Source organism: Paracoccus sp. DMF (assembly GCF_004407025.1).
GTDB classification, from domain to species: domain Bacteria; phylum Pseudomonadota; class Alphaproteobacteria; order Rhodobacterales; family Rhodobacteraceae; genus Paracoccus; species Paracoccus aminovorans_B.
Map to the genome: position 1 here is coordinate 105063 of NZ_SOKV02000008.1, position 13782 is coordinate 118844.

General features: G+C 66.6%; 10 protein-coding genes and 1 tRNA gene. 8 read left to right on the plus strand and 3 right to left on the minus strand.

The features are described from left to right. The first annotated feature begins 19 nt into the window (after nt 1–19). The 5 genes from E3D03_RS06965 to E3D03_RS06985 are packed head-to-tail and all read left to right on the plus strand — an operon-like array spanning nt 20 to nt 6980. Nucleotides 20–1882: an extracellular solute-binding protein gene (locus tag E3D03_RS06965; protein ID WP_263566359.1), complete on the plus strand. Its 1863-nt coding sequence runs from the start codon at nt 20–22 to the stop codon at nt 1880–1882. Nucleotides 1883–1925: 43 nt separating this feature from the next. Then, the gene (locus E3D03_RS06970; RefSeq protein WP_263566360.1) at nt 1926–3068 is read left to right on the plus strand and encodes a microcin C ABC transporter permease YejB; all 1143 of its coding nucleotides are present in this window, start codon (nt 1926–1928) and stop codon (nt 3066–3068) included. Continuing rightward, nucleotides 3068–4174, plus strand: a complete 1107-nt coding sequence (locus tag E3D03_RS06975; protein WP_263566361.1) for an ABC transporter permease — start codon at nt 3068–3070, stop codon at nt 4172–4174. The genes E3D03_RS06970 and E3D03_RS06975 overlap by 1 nt, the downstream gene beginning before the upstream one ends. Continuing rightward, a complete protein-coding gene (locus E3D03_RS06980) occupies nt 4171–5766 on the plus strand; it encodes an ABC transporter ATP-binding protein (protein WP_263566362.1) in 1596 nt (531 codons plus the stop codon). The genes E3D03_RS06975 and E3D03_RS06980 overlap by 4 nt, the downstream gene beginning before the upstream one ends. Beyond that, nucleotides 5763–6980 carry a glycosyltransferase gene (locus E3D03_RS06985; RefSeq protein WP_263566363.1) on the plus strand — a complete coding sequence of 406 codons (1218 nt, stop codon included), beginning with the start codon at nt 5763–5765 and terminating at the stop codon, nt 6978–6980. The genes E3D03_RS06980 and E3D03_RS06985 overlap by 4 nt, the downstream gene beginning before the upstream one ends. A gap of 38 nt (nt 6981–7018) precedes the next feature. Here the strand turns inward: E3D03_RS06985 and E3D03_RS06990 are convergent, their stop codons facing one another. From E3D03_RS06990 to E3D03_RS07000, 3 genes are all read right to left on the minus strand, one after another. Further along, a complete protein-coding gene (locus tag E3D03_RS06990) occupies nt 7019–8206 on the minus strand; it encodes a Hint domain-containing protein (RefSeq protein ID WP_263566364.1) in 1188 nt (395 codons plus the stop codon). A gap of 239 nt (nt 8207–8445) precedes the next feature. Next, entirely contained in the window at nt 8446–9852 is a 1407-nt protein-coding gene (gene glnA, locus E3D03_RS06995) for a type I glutamate--ammonia ligase (RefSeq protein ID WP_318013712.1), read from the minus strand. A 72-nt stretch (nt 9853–9924) separates the two neighbouring features. Then, nucleotides 9925–10263, minus strand: coding sequence for a P-II family nitrogen regulator (locus E3D03_RS07000; RefSeq protein ID WP_010398051.1), 339 nt, complete (start codon nt 10261–10263; stop codon nt 9925–9927). A 141-nt stretch (nt 10264–10404) separates the two neighbouring features. On the opposite strand from E3D03_RS07000, the gene E3D03_RS07005 reads away from it, so the two are divergent. From E3D03_RS07005 to E3D03_RS07015, 3 genes are all read left to right on the plus strand, one after another. Next, nucleotides 10405–11934 (plus strand): NAD(P)H-hydrate dehydratase, encoded by a 1530-nt coding sequence (locus tag E3D03_RS07005; protein ID WP_263566366.1) that lies wholly within the window; start codon nt 10405–10407, stop codon nt 11932–11934. A gap of 75 nt (nt 11935–12009) precedes the next feature. Beyond that, nucleotides 12010–12094 (plus strand) — tRNA-Leu (locus E3D03_RS07010). A 324-nt stretch (nt 12095–12418) separates the two neighbouring features. Continuing rightward, on the plus strand, nt 12419–13573 hold the full coding sequence (locus E3D03_RS07015; protein ID WP_263566367.1) for a calcium-binding protein: 1155 nt from the start codon (nt 12419–12421) through the stop codon (nt 13571–13573). Nucleotides 13574–13782: the final 209 nt, after the last annotated feature.

The following is a 13782-nucleotide window of genomic DNA, read 5'->3' on the forward strand; positions in this document are numbered from 1 at the left end:
CAAGGACGAGCAACACCCGATGACGATGCCCTTTTTGCGACATGCCCCGATGGCCCTGCTGCTGGCGCTGCTGCCCGTCACCGCCCCCGCGCAAGAGCCCAAGCCCGGGACCATCGTGTCGCACGGCATCGCGGTCTTCGGCACGCCCGAACTGCCGGCGGATTATCCGCATCTGCGTTACGTGAACCCGGATGCGCCCAAGGGCGGCGAGATCTCGGAATGGGGAATCGGCGGCTTCGACAGCTACAATCCCTTTACCCATCGCGGCCGCGCCACCGCGCTGTCGGTCATCATGCTGGAACGGCTGATGGAGGATCCGGCGGATGAGCGCGGCTCGTCCTATTGCCTGCTCTGCGAGACCATCGAATATCCCGAAAGCCGCGATTGGGTGATCTTCCACCTGCGACCGCAGGCGAAATTCTCGGACGGCACGCCGCTGACCGCGCATGACGTGCTGTTTTCCTTCGAGCTTCTGCGCGACAAGGGCCTGTCGTCCTATCGCACCGGCATCGCCAAGATGGTCGCCAAGGCCGAGGTGATCGACGAGCATACGATCAAGTTCATCTTCCAGCCCGGCTATCCGCGCCGCGACGTGATCCAGCAGGTCGGCAGCCAGATCGTGTTCTCGCGCGAGGATTTCCGCAAGAACAAGCGCGACATCGAACAGTCGAGCAATATCCCCTTCCTGGGCTCGGGCCCCTATGTCTTCGACAGCGCCGAGATGGGGCGCTCGCTCAGCGTCAGGCGCAATCCAGACTACTGGGGCAAGGACCTGCCGATCAACAGGGGTCGGCACAATTTCGACAAGATCCGCATGGAGTATTTCTCGGATTACGACGCCGCCTTCGAGGCGTTCAAGGCCGGGGTCTATACCTTCCGCAACGAGACCTCCTCGATCCATTGGGCGACGCGCTATGACTTCCCGGCGCTGAAATCCGGCGCGGTCAAGCAGGAGGTGCTGCCGAACGGCGATCTCGCCACCGGGCAAAGCTGGATCTTCAACCTGCGGCGCGAGACCTGGCAGGACATCCGCGTGCGCCAGGCCATCGGGCTGATGTTCAACTTCGAATGGTCGAACGAGACGCTGTTCTATGGGCTCAACACCCGCGTCAACAGCTTCTGGGACAACAGCGAACTGGCCGCGACCGGCAAGCCCTCGCCCGAGGAGCTGGCGCTGCTGGAACCCCTGGCGAAGGACCTGCCAGAGGGCGTCCTGACCGAGGATGCGGTGGTGCAGCCGGTCTCGGGCAAGACCCAGCTCGACCGCAAGAACCTGCGCGCGGCCTCGGCGCTTTTGGACCAGGCGGGCTGGAAGCCGGGGCCGGACGGCATGCGCGTGAACCAGAAAGGCCAGCGGCTGAAGCTGGAGATCCTGAACGACAACCAGAGCTTCGACCGCATCATCAACCCCTTCGTGCAGAACCTGCGCGCGCTTGGCGTCGATGCGGTGAATGCGCGGGTCGACGATGCCGAGATGACCAACCGCACCCGCGGCCACGACTTCGACATGATCACCGACAACTTCGCCCAGCTTGGCTTCTATGTCGGCGGCGGCACCGAGCAGGTCTTCGGCTCGGAAAACGTGGGCGACGTGTTCAACCCGATGGGGCTGGCGAATCCGGCCATCGACGCGCTGATCGAGAAGGGGATCGAGGCCAAAACCCAAGCCGAGATGGACGCCATCGTCCATGCGCTGGACCGCAGCCTGCGCGCCCTGCGCTTCTGGGTGCCGCAATGGTACAAGGCCGATTACACCCTGGCCTATTACGATATCTATGCCCACCCCGAGAAGCTGCCGCCCTATCTGCTGGGTGAACTTGATTTCTGGTGGTATGACGCGGATAAGGCGGAAAAGCTGAAACAATCCGGCGCGCTGCGCTAGGCCCCCGGGCCCAGGCGCGGAGCAAGGCGGAGCAAAGGGGCGGATGGCAGCCTATATCCTGCGGCGTTTGCTGCTGATCATACCCACGCTGATCGGCATCATGCTGGTCAATTTCACGCTGACGCAATTCGTCCCCGGCGGCCCGATCGAGCAGATCATCGCCCGCGTCCAGGGCGAGGGCGACGCCCTGCGCAACATCACCGGCGGCGGTGATGCGCAGGCGGCGCAATCGACCGAATATGCCGGCGCCCGCGGCATCCCGTCCGAGCTGCTGGACCAGCTGGAAGTGCAGATGGGCTTTGCCAGGATCGCCTGCACCCCCGCGCATGAGGGTGAGCCCGACCTGAAATCGCCCGAATGCCACAAGGAAAAGATCGGCGCCGCGCAGCGCTTCCTGATCATGCTGGGCAACTACCTGCGCTTCGATTTCGGCACCAGCTTCTTCCGCTCGATCTCGGTCATCGACCTGGTGCTGGAAAAGATGCCGGTCTCGATCACGCTGGGGCTGTGGTCGACGCTGATCGCCTATCTGATCTCGATCCCGCTCGGCATCCGCAAGGCGGTGCGCGCCGGGACCGCCTTCGACACCTGGACCAGCGGCATCATCATCGTGGGTTACGCCATCCCGGCCTTCCTGTTCGCGGTGCTCTTGATGGTGCTCTTCGCCGGCGGCAGCTATTGGCAGACATTCCCGCTGCGCGGCCTGACCTCGGACAATTTTGCCGACCTCAGCCTGTGGGGCAAGGTCAAGGACTACCTCTGGCACATCACCCTGCCGGTGCTGGCGACGACGATCTCCAGCTTTGCCACGCTGACGCTGCTGACCAAGAACAGCTTCCTGGACGAGATCAACAAGCAATATGTCATGACCGCCCGCGCCAAGGGCCTGACCGAGCGCCGCGTGCTTTACGGCCACGTCTTCCGCAACGCCATGCTGATCGTGATCGCGGGCTTTCCGGCGATGTTCCTGGGCGTGTTCTTCGGCTCCTCGATCCTGATCGAGACCATCTTCTCGCTCGACGGTCTCGGGCGGCTGGGCTTCGAGGCCGCCGTGCAGCGCGATTATCCGGTGATCTTCGGCACGCTCTATGTCTTCGGCCTGCTGGGTCTCTTGGTCGGGATCCTCTCGGACCTGATGTACGTGCTGGTCGACCCGCGCATCGACTTCGAGCGGAGGGCCGGCTGATGGCGATGTCGGAACTGAACCGCCGCCGGCTGCGCAATTTCCGCCGCAACACGCGCGCCTTCTGGTCGCTGATCCTGTTCACGCTGCTGTTCGTGGCCTCGCTGTTTGCCGAACTGATCGCCAACGACAAGCCGATCGTGATCAGCTACCGGGGCGGGCTGTATTTCCCGGTCTACAAGTTCTACCCCGAGACCGCCTTCGGCGGCGATTTCGGCACCGAGGCGATCTATACCGACCCCGGCGTGCAATGCCTGATCGTCACCGGCGGCCGGCAGGAATGCTGGGACGACCCCGAGGGCACCGAGAAACTGGCCCGCGACACCGGCGAGGTCGGCGGCGAGGCGGTCGAGAAGGGCTGGATGATCTGGCCCGCCATCCCCTATCACTACCGCACCATCAACAACGTCGGCACCGCGCCAAGCGCCCCGGACCGCGCCCACCTGCTGGGCACCGACGACACCTCGCGCGACGTGCTGGCGCGGGTGATCTACGGCTTCCGGCTGTCGGTCCTGTTCACGCTGATCGTGACGGCCATCAGCTCGGTCATCGGCATCAGTGCCGGCGCCGTGCAGGGCTATTTCGGCGGGCGCACCGACCTGTTCCTGCAACGCATGCTGGAAATCTGGGGCTCGACGCCTTCGCTTTACGTCATCATCATCCTGTTCGCGATCCTGGGACGCAGCTTCTGGCTGCTGGTCTTCGTCTCGATCCTGTTCGGCTGGCCGGCGCTGGTCGGCGTGGTCCGGGCCGAGTTCCTGCGGGCGCGCAACTTCGAATATGTCCGCGCCGCCCGCGCGCTGGGGGTCAGCGACCGCACCATCATGTTCCGCCACATCCTGCCCAACGCCATGGTCGCGACGCTGACCATGCTGCCCTTTGTCGTCACCGGCGTGATCTCGTCGCTGGCGGCGCTGGATTATCTGGGCTACGGCCTGCCGACCTCGGCGCCCTCGCTGGGGGAACTGGCCTTGCAGGCCAAGCAGAATCTGCAAGCGCCCTGGCTGGGCTTCACCGCCTTCTTCACCTTCGCCATCATGCTGTCGCTGCTGGTGTTCATCTTCGAGGGCGTGCGCGATGCCTTCGACCCAAGAAAGACCTTCCGATGACGCCGGTTCTGGACGTGCGCGACCTGCGCATCGGGTTTCGCCAGGACGGGCAGGTGGTGCCCGCCGTGAAAGGCGTCAGCTTCAGCGTCGGCAAGGGCGAGACGGTGGCGCTGGTCGGCGAATCCGGTTCCGGCAAGTCGGTCACGGCGCTGTCCACTGTCGGTCTGCTGGGCGACAGCGCCGAGCTGTCCGGTTCGGTGACATACGCCGGGCGCGAACTGGTCGGCGCCTCGGATGCCGAGCTGCGCCGGGTGCGCGGCAATGACATCAGCTTCATCTTTCAGGAGCCGATGACCTCGCTGAACCCGCTGCACACGCTGGAACGCCAGCTGGGCGAGAGCCTGGCGCTGCACCAGGGGCTGCGGGGCGCGCAGGCGCGCGCGCGGATCATCGAACTGCTGAACCGCGTCGGCATCCGCGACCCGGAACAGCGGCTGGCCGATTACCCGCACCAGTTCTCGGGCGGGCAGCGCCAGCGCATCATGATCGCCATGGCGCTGGCGAACGGCCCCGAACTCTTGATCGCGGACGAGCCGACCACCGCGCTGGACGTCACCATCCAGGCGCAGATCATGCAGCTGCTGGCCGAGCTCAAGGCCGCCGAGGGCCTGTCGATGCTGTTCATCAGCCACGACCTTGGCCTGGTGCGCCGCATCGCCGACCGGGTCTGCGTGATGAAGGGCGGGGAGATCGTCGAGCAGGGCCCGGTCGAGCGCATCTTCGCAGATCCCCAGCACGAATACACCCGCATGTTGCTGGCCGCCGAGCCCAAGGGCCGGGCCGAGCCGCTGGTGGGCGATCCGCCCGAGGTGGTCTCGACCCGCGACCTCAAGGTCTGGTTCCCGATCCAGCGCGGTTTCCTGCGCCGCACCGTCGGCCACGTCAAAGCGGTCAACGGCGCCACGCTGTCGGTGCGGGCGGGCGAGACGCTGGGCATCGTCGGCGAATCCGGCTCGGGCAAGACCACGCTGGCGTTGGCGATCATGCGGCTGATCGAAAGCGACGGGCCGGTGGTCTATATGGGCCGCGACATCGCCGGCCTGGGCGGGCGGGCGCTGCGCGGCTTGCGGCGCGACATGCAGATCGTGTTCCAGGACCCCTATGGCAGCCTGTCGCCGCGCATGACGGTTGAGCAGATCATCGCCGAGGGCCTGGGCGTCCACGGCGTCGAACCCGGCCGCGACCGGCGGCAGATGGTCGATGAGATCATGCGCGAGGTCGGCCTCGACCCCGCCACCATGCACCGCTATCCGCACGAGTTCTCGGGCGGCCAGCGCCAGCGCATCGCCATCGCCCGGGCGATGATCCTGAACCCCAAGCTGGTGGTGCTGGACGAGCCGACCTCGGCCCTGGACATGACCGTGCAGGTCCAGATCGTGGAACTGCTGCGGCGGTTGCAGAAGAAGCACGGGCTGGCCTTCCTGTTCATCAGCCACGACCTGCGCGTGGTGCGCGCCATGTCGCATCAGATCATGGTCATGCGCGCCGGCGAGGTGGTCGAGCAGGGCACGACCGAGGCGGTGTTCGAGCATCCGCAAAGCGATTACACCCGCCGCCTGATCGAGGCGGCCTTTCTGACGGCCATCGCATGAAGATCCTGTTCGTCCACCAGAATTTCCCCGCCCAGTTCCTGCACCTGGCCCCGGCGCTGGCGGCGCGCGGCCATCACGTCATGGGGCTGACCGACGAAAAGAACCCGCGCCCCAGCCCGGTGCGGGTGGTGCGCTATAAGGCGCCCGAGGACATGAAGCTGCCCGGCATCCTAGGCCGCACCTACAGCGAACATGCCGAGCGCGGCTGGCTGACCGCGCGCGGCTGCCGGGCGCTGCGCGACCGCCACGACTATACGCCCGACGTGATCTTCGGCCATTCCGGCTGGGGCGAGACGCTGTTCCTGCACGAGATCTGGCCCCAGGCGAAACTGCTGGTCTATGCCGAGCTTCTGTATCGCACCCGCGGCCACGACGTCGGCTTCGACCCCGAGATCAGCCCCGACAGCGACGAGGGCCGGGTCGCCACCGTCGCCCGCTCGGCGCATCTGATCCAGGGGCTGGTGCAGGCGGACGCGGGCCTGGCGCCGACGCGCTATCAGGCCGAAAGCTTTCCGCCCGAGCTGCGCCAGAAGCTGACCGTGATCCATGACGGTATCGACACCGACAAGGTCTGCCCGAATCCGGCGGCGGAATTCACCCTGCCGGACGGGCGGGTGCTGCGGCCGGGTGACGAGGTGCTGAGCTATGTCTCGCGCTCGCTGGAGCCCTATCGCGGCTTTCACCGCTTCATGCGCGCGCTGCCCGCGGTGATGCGGGCGCGGCCGGATGCGCAGGTGGTGCTGGTCGGCGGCGACGGCGTCAGCTATGGCAGCCCGCCGCGCGATGCCGCCGGCTGGAAGGAGAAGATGCTGGCCGAGCTCGACGGCCAGCTCGACCTGTCGCGCATCCATTTCATGGGCCGCGTGCCCTATCCGCAATATCTGGCGCTGCTGCAGGTCGCCAAGGTGCATTGCTACCTGACCTATCCCTTCGTGCTGAGCTGGTCGCTGACCGAGGCGATGGCGGCCGGCTGCCAGATCGTCGCCTCGGACACCGAGCCGGTGCGCGAGCTGGTCCGGGATGGCGAGAATGGCCGGCTGGTGCCGTTCTTCGACCAGCCGGCGCTGGAGGCGGCTTTGGTCCAGGCCCTGGCCGGCGACCCCGAGGCGGCGCGGCTGAAGGCGGCGGCGCGGCAGACGATCCTGGACGGCTATGACCTCAAGCGGCACAGCCTGCCGCGGCTGATCGACTGGGTGGAAAGCTTCGCGCCCTGACGAAAAAGGCCGCGCCGGGTGGGCGCGGCCTTGGTTTTTCAGGCGACCAGCGGCTGGCCGTTCTGCGCGTGGCGATGCGCGAGCTTGCGCGCCTGCCGACCCGAGGCCAGCAGCCGGGCGCCCAGGGGCTCGTGCAGCCGCTCGGCCAGTTCCGGGAAGATCGCCATGATCTCGGCCACCGCCTTGGCGGGCAGCGATTCCAGCGCCTGCGGACCCAGATAGAGCGACTCGGTCGCGGCGCCATTCGCCTGCACGACCTCGTGGCGGTCGAACAGCAGGTGGACATATTCCACCGCCTCGAGGTCATGCGCCAGGTCGACGCCCTCGATCAGCAGCAGCTGCTTGGCCGCGACCAGGATCTCGTCCGTGCCGAACATGCGCCGGGCGATGCGCGAGCGCAGCAGGATGCGATGCTGCGGCGAGACCAGCAGATCGGCGGCCGGCTGGTTCGGTCCCAGCGCGCCGGCCTTGATCCGCACCGGCACCAGCGCCGGATTGGCGGCGAGCTTGCCGGCATCGAAGCGCCGGCGTCCGATCCAGCGGATCGGCTGGGCGCCATGGTCGGCGGTCAGCACCAGGTCGCCGACCGTCAGCGTCTCGACCGCGACGGTGCCCCGCGGCGTGTCGATCAGCGTGCCGGCGGTGAAGCAGGGGAAGACATCGTCCTCGTCCAGCGGCAGCGTGCCTTCCGCGTCATAGGCGACATTGACCACGACGGTGTCGAGCAGGTCCTGAATCGCACCCGCAAAGGGTGCCAGCAGGGCATTGTCCGCGAGATCCGAGATATTGATGTCGGCCAGGTTAATGCTCGTGTCAAAGGGCGGAATACCGATGGTGCCCGTGATCTTCAGCCCCAGGTGATCGGCATCCAGCGGCTCGTCGCTGACGAATTGGACCGTGCCATCGCTGGCCGTCATGAAAGAGCCGCTGATCGGATTGAGCTCGATCGAGAGCGAGGCGAGGCCAAGGTTCAACCCCACCGCCGCCGTCGATATCGTGCCCGTGCCGGCAAAGGTGCCGGCGGCCAGCGAATCGCCATTGGCATCGACCAGCGACATCTCGTCGCCGCGGCTCAGCGTGGTGGCCTCGGTCGCGTCTACGTCATATTGGGCGAACTGGGTCGAGCTGCTGAGCTCGTTGAGCAGCAGGTTGTTGCCGAGGCCGAGCACCGGGGTTTCGGCGTTCAGATCAATGGTCGCGTCGGGAATTGGTGTGTAATAAGGCATTCTTAGCTCCTGTGACAGGCAGGGAGGACCCTTGCCGAAGGCTGGAAGGCAGCAACCGCCGGCCAGAGAAGCCGAAGGATGCCGCTCAATCAGAAGGCGAAATTAACCAAGATAGCAAGCCCTAAGCGGATTTCCGCGCAGAATTTTTCATTTATTTCAATTGTCTGCTTTTGTCTGCCTGAAAAGCGCACGAAAAAGCCGCCCCGAAGGGCGGCTTTCCGGATCACTGTCCAGCCGGCTTAGCAGCTGTAATACATCGCGTATTCGATGGGGTGGGGGGTATGCTCATAGGCATAGACCTCTTCCCATTTCAGCTTGATGTAGCCCTCCAGCTGGTCGCGGGTGAAGACGTCGCCGGCCAGCAGGAAGTCCATGTCCTTCTCCAGCTCCTCCAGCGCCTCGCGCAGCGAACCGCAGACGGTCGGGATCTCGGCCAGCTCTTCGGGCGGCAGGTCATACAGGTCCTTGTCCGAGGCCGGGCCCGGGTCGATCTTGTTCTTGATGCCGTCCAGGCCGGCCATCAGCAGCGCGGCGAAGGCCAGGTAGGGGTTCGCGGCCGGGTCGGGGAAACGGGCCTCGACGCGCTTGGCCTTCGGCGATTCGGTCCACGGAATGCGCACGCAGCCCGAGCGGTTGCGGGCCGAATAGGCGCGCAGCACCGGGGCCTCGAAGCCCGGGATCAGCCGCTTGTAGCTGTTGGTCGCCGGGTTTGTCAGCGCGTTCAGCGCCTTGGCGTGCTTGAGGATGCCGCCGATGAACCACAGCGCCTCCTGCGACAGGTCGGCATATTTGTCGCCGGCGAACAGCGGCTTGCCGTCCTTCCAGATCGACATGTTGACATGCATGCCCGAGCCGTTGTCGCCCTTCATCGGCTTCGGCATGAAGGTCGCCGACTTGCCATAGGCCGCCGCCACGTTGTGGATGACGTATTTGTACTTCTGGATGTTGTCGGCCTGCTGGACCAGCCCGCCGAAGATCATGCCCAGCTCGTGCTGGCCCGAGGCGACCTCGTGGTGGTGCTTGTCGACCTTGATGCCCATGCGCTTCATGGTGGACAGCATCTCGCCGCGGATGTCCTGCGCCGCGTCGATCGGGTTCACCGGGAAATAGCCGCCCTTGTGGGGTGCGCGGTGGCCGAGGTTGCCGTCCTCATAGGCGGTGTCGGTGTTCCAGGCGGCATCGACCGAGTCGATCTCGAACGAGACCTTCTGCGGCGAGATCTGGTATTTCACGTCGTCGAACAGGAAGAACTCGGCCTCGGGTCCGAAATAGGCGGTGTCGCCGATGCCGCTGGATTTCAGATAGGCCTCGGCCTTGACCGCGGTGCCGCGCGGATCGCGGGGATAGGCTTCGCCGGTGTCGGGCTCGACCACGTTGCAATGCACGCACAGCGTCTTTTCGGCATAGAACGGGTCGATGTAGACCGAGGACGGGTCGAGCATCAGCTTCATGTCGGACTGGTCGATGGACTTCCAGCCGGCGATCGACGAGCCGTCGAACATGAAGCCTTCCTCGAAGAAGTCCTCGTCGACCAGGTCGGCGACCAGCGTGACATGTTGCAGCTTGCCCTTGGGATCGGTGAAGCGGACGTCGACATATTCGACCTCTTCCGTCTTCATCAGATCCAGAACGTCCTTGACTTGCATTGGGGTTCCTTCCTCCATCAGTCGGCCCGGCGCCGCCGCCGGGCGAGTGTCATCGAAAAACTGCGCGGGGGATCAGACGGCGTCGTCGCCGGTCTCGCCGGTGCGGATGCGGATCGCCTGTTCGACGGGCAGGATGAAGATCTTGCCGTCGCCGATCTTTTCGGTGCGTGCGGCCGAGATGATCGCGTCCACGGCGGCCTCGACCAGGTCGTCGGGCAGCACCATCTCGATCTTCACCTTGGGCAGGAAATCCACGACATATTCCGCGCCGCGATAAAGCTCGGTATGGCCCTTTTGCCGGCCGAAGCCCTTGACCTCGGTGACCGAAAGGCCCTGCACGCCGACTTCCTGAAGGGCCTCTTTCACATCGTCCAGCTTGAAGGGCTTGATGATGGCTTCGACTTTCTTCATCGCCTGATCCTTCTCTCGCGACTTGCCTGCGCCCTGATTGGCGGGTTTGATGGGGCCAGTCCATGCGGCTTGGCGGGGAATGCGGCATGAAACCGGCAAATCCCGAATGGCTGCCTTAATATTGTGCGGAATGCCTAAATTATGAGCGACGATATGGCCGGCTGGCCCGAGATCCTGACGACTCGACAGATGCGCGCGGTCGAGGATACGGCCATCGGCTCGGGTTCGGTCAGCGGGCTGGCGCTGATGCGCCGGGCCGGGGCCGGGGTGGTGGCCGCCCTGCTGGCCCAGTGGCCCGCGCTGGCGATGCGGCCGGGGCAGGCGGTGATCCTGTGCGGGCCGGGCAACAACGGCGGCGACGGCTATGTCGTGGCGCGGCTTCTGGCGCTGCGCGGCTGGCGGGTGCGGCTTGCCGCGCTGGCGCCGCCGGCGACGCCGGACGCGCGGGCGGCCGCGGCGGAATGGGGCGGCGAGGCACTGCCGCTGGAGGCGCTGGAGACGGCCGAGCTGGGGCCCGATGTGCTGTGGCTCGATGCGCTTTTCGGGACCGGGTTGCAGCGGGCGCTGGCGCCCGAAATCGCCGCGCTGCTGCGGGCGGCGGCGCGGGGCGGCCGCATCGTGGCGGTCGACATCCTCAGCGGCATCTGCGCCGACAGCGGCCGGATGCTCGGCGATGCCGACCTGCCGCCGGCGGCGCTGACCGTCAGCTTTCACCGCGCCAAGCTGGGCCATGTGCTGGACCGTGGCGGCATGCTGGCGGGGCGCCTGCGCATCGCCGACATCGGCCTCGGCCCATGGCAGGACCGCGCCGGTCCCTGCGCCGGCCTGGCCGGGCCGCTGCCGGGATTGCTGAAACGGGCCGGGCACAAATATGACCACGGCCATGCGCTGGTGCTGGGCGGAGGGCCTGGCCATGGCGGCGCGGCACGGCTTTCGGCCCGGGCGGCGCTGCGGGTCGGTGCCGGGCTGGTGACGCTGGCCTGCCCGCCCGAGGCGCTGGCGGAAAATGCCGCGCGGCTGGATGCGGTGATGCTGACGCCGCTGGCCGATGCCGCCGGGCTGCGCGCTTTGCTGCGCGATGCGCGGCTCAGCGCCGTGGCGCTGGGGCCGGGGCTGGGCCTCGAACGGGCCCGGGCGCTGGTGCCCGAGGCGCTGGGCTCGGGCCGCGCCGCGGTGCTCGACGCCGATGCGCTGACCGCCTTTGCCGACCGCCCCGAGGCCTTGTTCGCGGCGCTGCACCCCCGCGTGCTGCTGACGCCGCATGGCGGCGAGTTCGCCCGGCTGTTTCCCGATCTCGCCGCCCGGCTTGCGGCGCCGGCCGAGGCGGGGCCGGCCTTCTCGCGGCTGGACGCGGCGCGGCTGGCGGCGGCGCGGGCCGGCTGCGCGGTCCTGCTTAAGGGGCCCGACACGGTGGTCGCGGCCCCGGACGGCACCGCCTGCATCGCCGCCGCCTTGGGCGCCGACGCGGCGCCCTGGCTGGCGACGGCGGGGGCGGGCGACGTGCTGACCGGGATTGTCGCCGGCCTGCTGGCGCGCGGCTTGGCGCCGCTGGCCGCCGCCGGTGCCGGCGCCTGGCTGCATGCCGAAGCGGCGCGCGATTTCGGCCCCGGCCTGATCGCAGAGGATCTGCCCGAGCGCCTTCCGGCGGTGCTGCGCCGGCTGGCGGGCTGACTTTTCCGCTCGCACGCGCCGAGGGGCTTTGCTATGACGGCAGCGATCCGCCGGCCCTGGCCCCCGGATCGCGCCGCGGGTATGGCGGAATTGGCAGACGCACCAGGTTTAGGTCCTGGCGCCGCAAGGCGTGGGGGTTCAAGTCCCTCTACCCGCACCACCGAAACAGCACCGGATCATCCGCAGAGCGGCCAGTCACGGCCGATTCGCGTCCTGCGCAGGTTTTCCGTGCATCGGGCCATCGGGCAGGCATGACTTATCCTGTGGGTATCGCACGATTTTTGCACGCCCAGAGTGAATCTCCCCGCAATTCACCCGTCCTTAATATGTCCAATTTAGCCTGCGCAAGCATAGAGGAGGACAGGCCAGCAGCTTCTTGCCAAGCGGGTCACAGGCTTTCGGCGCGATGGCGCCGCAGCCGAATCGGCCAGCTTTACCGGCGGAAGCCTCGCGTGCTTAGCCAAGCCCCGAGAAAGGACACCACATGCCAACAAACAACGACGATCTCATCTACAGCACGTCTGTGAACGACCGCATCCAGGGGCTGACCGGCGCGGATACCTTCTACTGGACCCCCAGCGGCCGGGATACGTTCATCGGCGGCGACCAGGGCGAACGCTATGATCCGAACCCCTATCTGGACCGCTCGGGCGGCGACCAGCTGCACATCCAGGGCAATGCCGGGGTCAACGTCCGCTTCGCCACCACCGAAGACGGGCTGGCCAAGGTCGGCGGCCACAGCCTGAAATTCGAGGGAATCGAGCGTTTCTACGGCACCAGCGGCAATGACACGATCCGCGCCGCCGGCTCGATCCTGAAGGAGGCGCATTCCGGCACGCCGGTGCATGGCGTCACCATCTATGCCGGGGCCGGCCAGGACATCATCACCGGCACCGCGACCGACGACGTGCTGGACGGCGGCGCGGGCAACGACTCGATCTGGGGCGGGGCCGGCAACGACTTCATCCAGTCCTCGACCGGCCACGACCTGATCTATGGCGGCGCCGGCGATGAAAACATCCGCTGGGGCCTGGGCGACGACGTGGCGCCGGGCAATGACACGATCTATGGCGGCGGCGGCCACGACCTGATCAACATCTGGTCGGTCGAGCCGGATCACACCGGCGCTTATGTCGAATATATCACCAGCTCGAAGGGCCGCGCCTATACCGACATGGGCGATGTCCACAGCGTGCTGCACTTCCAGGGCATGGAGCAGGGCTGGACCCACCAGGGCCGCGACACGGTGACCGGTGCCAATGCCAGTGTCGGCGTCAATGCGACCGGCATCCAGTTCAACACCCGCTGGGACAACGACCTGCTGATCGGCACCAATGGCCGCGACACGCTGGAGGGCGGCGAGGATCGCGACACCATCGAGGGCGGGCGCGGCAACGACCTGATCTCGGCCAATGGCGACTTCAACAGCTGGCAGGCCCAGGGCGACGGCGACGTCGACACGCTGGTCTTCCACGCCGGCTTCGGCCACGACACCGTGCTGGCCTTCGACGAGGGCGTGGACATCCTGCAATTCGACCGCGGGATGAGCTATTCGGTCTCGGAGGTGGCGCGGGGCACGCTGCTGACCTTCAACACCGGCGACACGATCCTGCTGTCGAACGTCTTCGACTTCAACTGACGCGGGTGTGCGGCCGGGGTGTCCGGCCGCGCATCGAATCGTGCCCTTGCAGGTTGGGGTTGGGTTTTCCCTTGGTTCGCACAACCGGAAAGCTCAGTCCCTGATCAGGCGAGGGGCTGGAAAGTTTCGCCTTTTCAGTGGCCTGACTCACCGTCAGGACACCGGTCACACCTGTCCCAAAGGTTAACTGGCCTCCGGGACCCGAGATC

What these genes read in the sequence shown, in the direction of transcription:
- E3D03_RS06965 (WP_263566359.1), top strand. Translation starts at nt 20, where the DNA reads ATGACGATGCCCTTTTTGCGACATGCCCCGATGGCCCTGCTGCTGGCG.
- E3D03_RS06970 (WP_263566360.1), top strand. Translation starts at nt 1,926, where the DNA reads ATGGCAGCCTATATCCTGCGGCGTTTGCTGCTGATCATACCCACGCTG.
- E3D03_RS06975 (WP_263566361.1), top strand. Translation starts at nt 3,068, where the DNA reads ATGGCGATGTCGGAACTGAACCGCCGCCGGCTGCGCAATTTCCGCCGC.
- E3D03_RS06980 (WP_263566362.1), top strand. Translation starts at nt 4,171, where the DNA reads ATGACGCCGGTTCTGGACGTGCGCGACCTGCGCATCGGGTTTCGCCAG.
- E3D03_RS06985 (WP_263566363.1), top strand. Translation starts at nt 5,763, where the DNA reads ATGAAGATCCTGTTCGTCCACCAGAATTTCCCCGCCCAGTTCCTGCAC.
- E3D03_RS06990 (WP_263566364.1), bottom strand. Translation starts at nt 8,206, where the DNA reads ATGCCTTATTACACACCAATTCCCGACGCGACCATTGATCTGAACGCC.
- glnA (WP_318013712.1), bottom strand. Translation starts at nt 9,852, where the DNA reads ATGCAAGTCAAGGACGTTCTGGATCTGATGAAGACGGAAGAGGTCGAA.
- E3D03_RS07000 (WP_010398051.1), bottom strand. Translation starts at nt 10,263, where the DNA reads ATGAAGAAAGTCGAAGCCATCATCAAGCCCTTCAAGCTGGACGATGTG.
- E3D03_RS07005 (WP_263566366.1), top strand. Translation starts at nt 10,405, where the DNA reads ATGAGCGACGATATGGCCGGCTGGCCCGAGATCCTGACGACTCGACAG.
- E3D03_RS07015 (WP_263566367.1), top strand. Translation starts at nt 12,419, where the DNA reads ATGCCAACAAACAACGACGATCTCATCTACAGCACGTCTGTGAACGAC.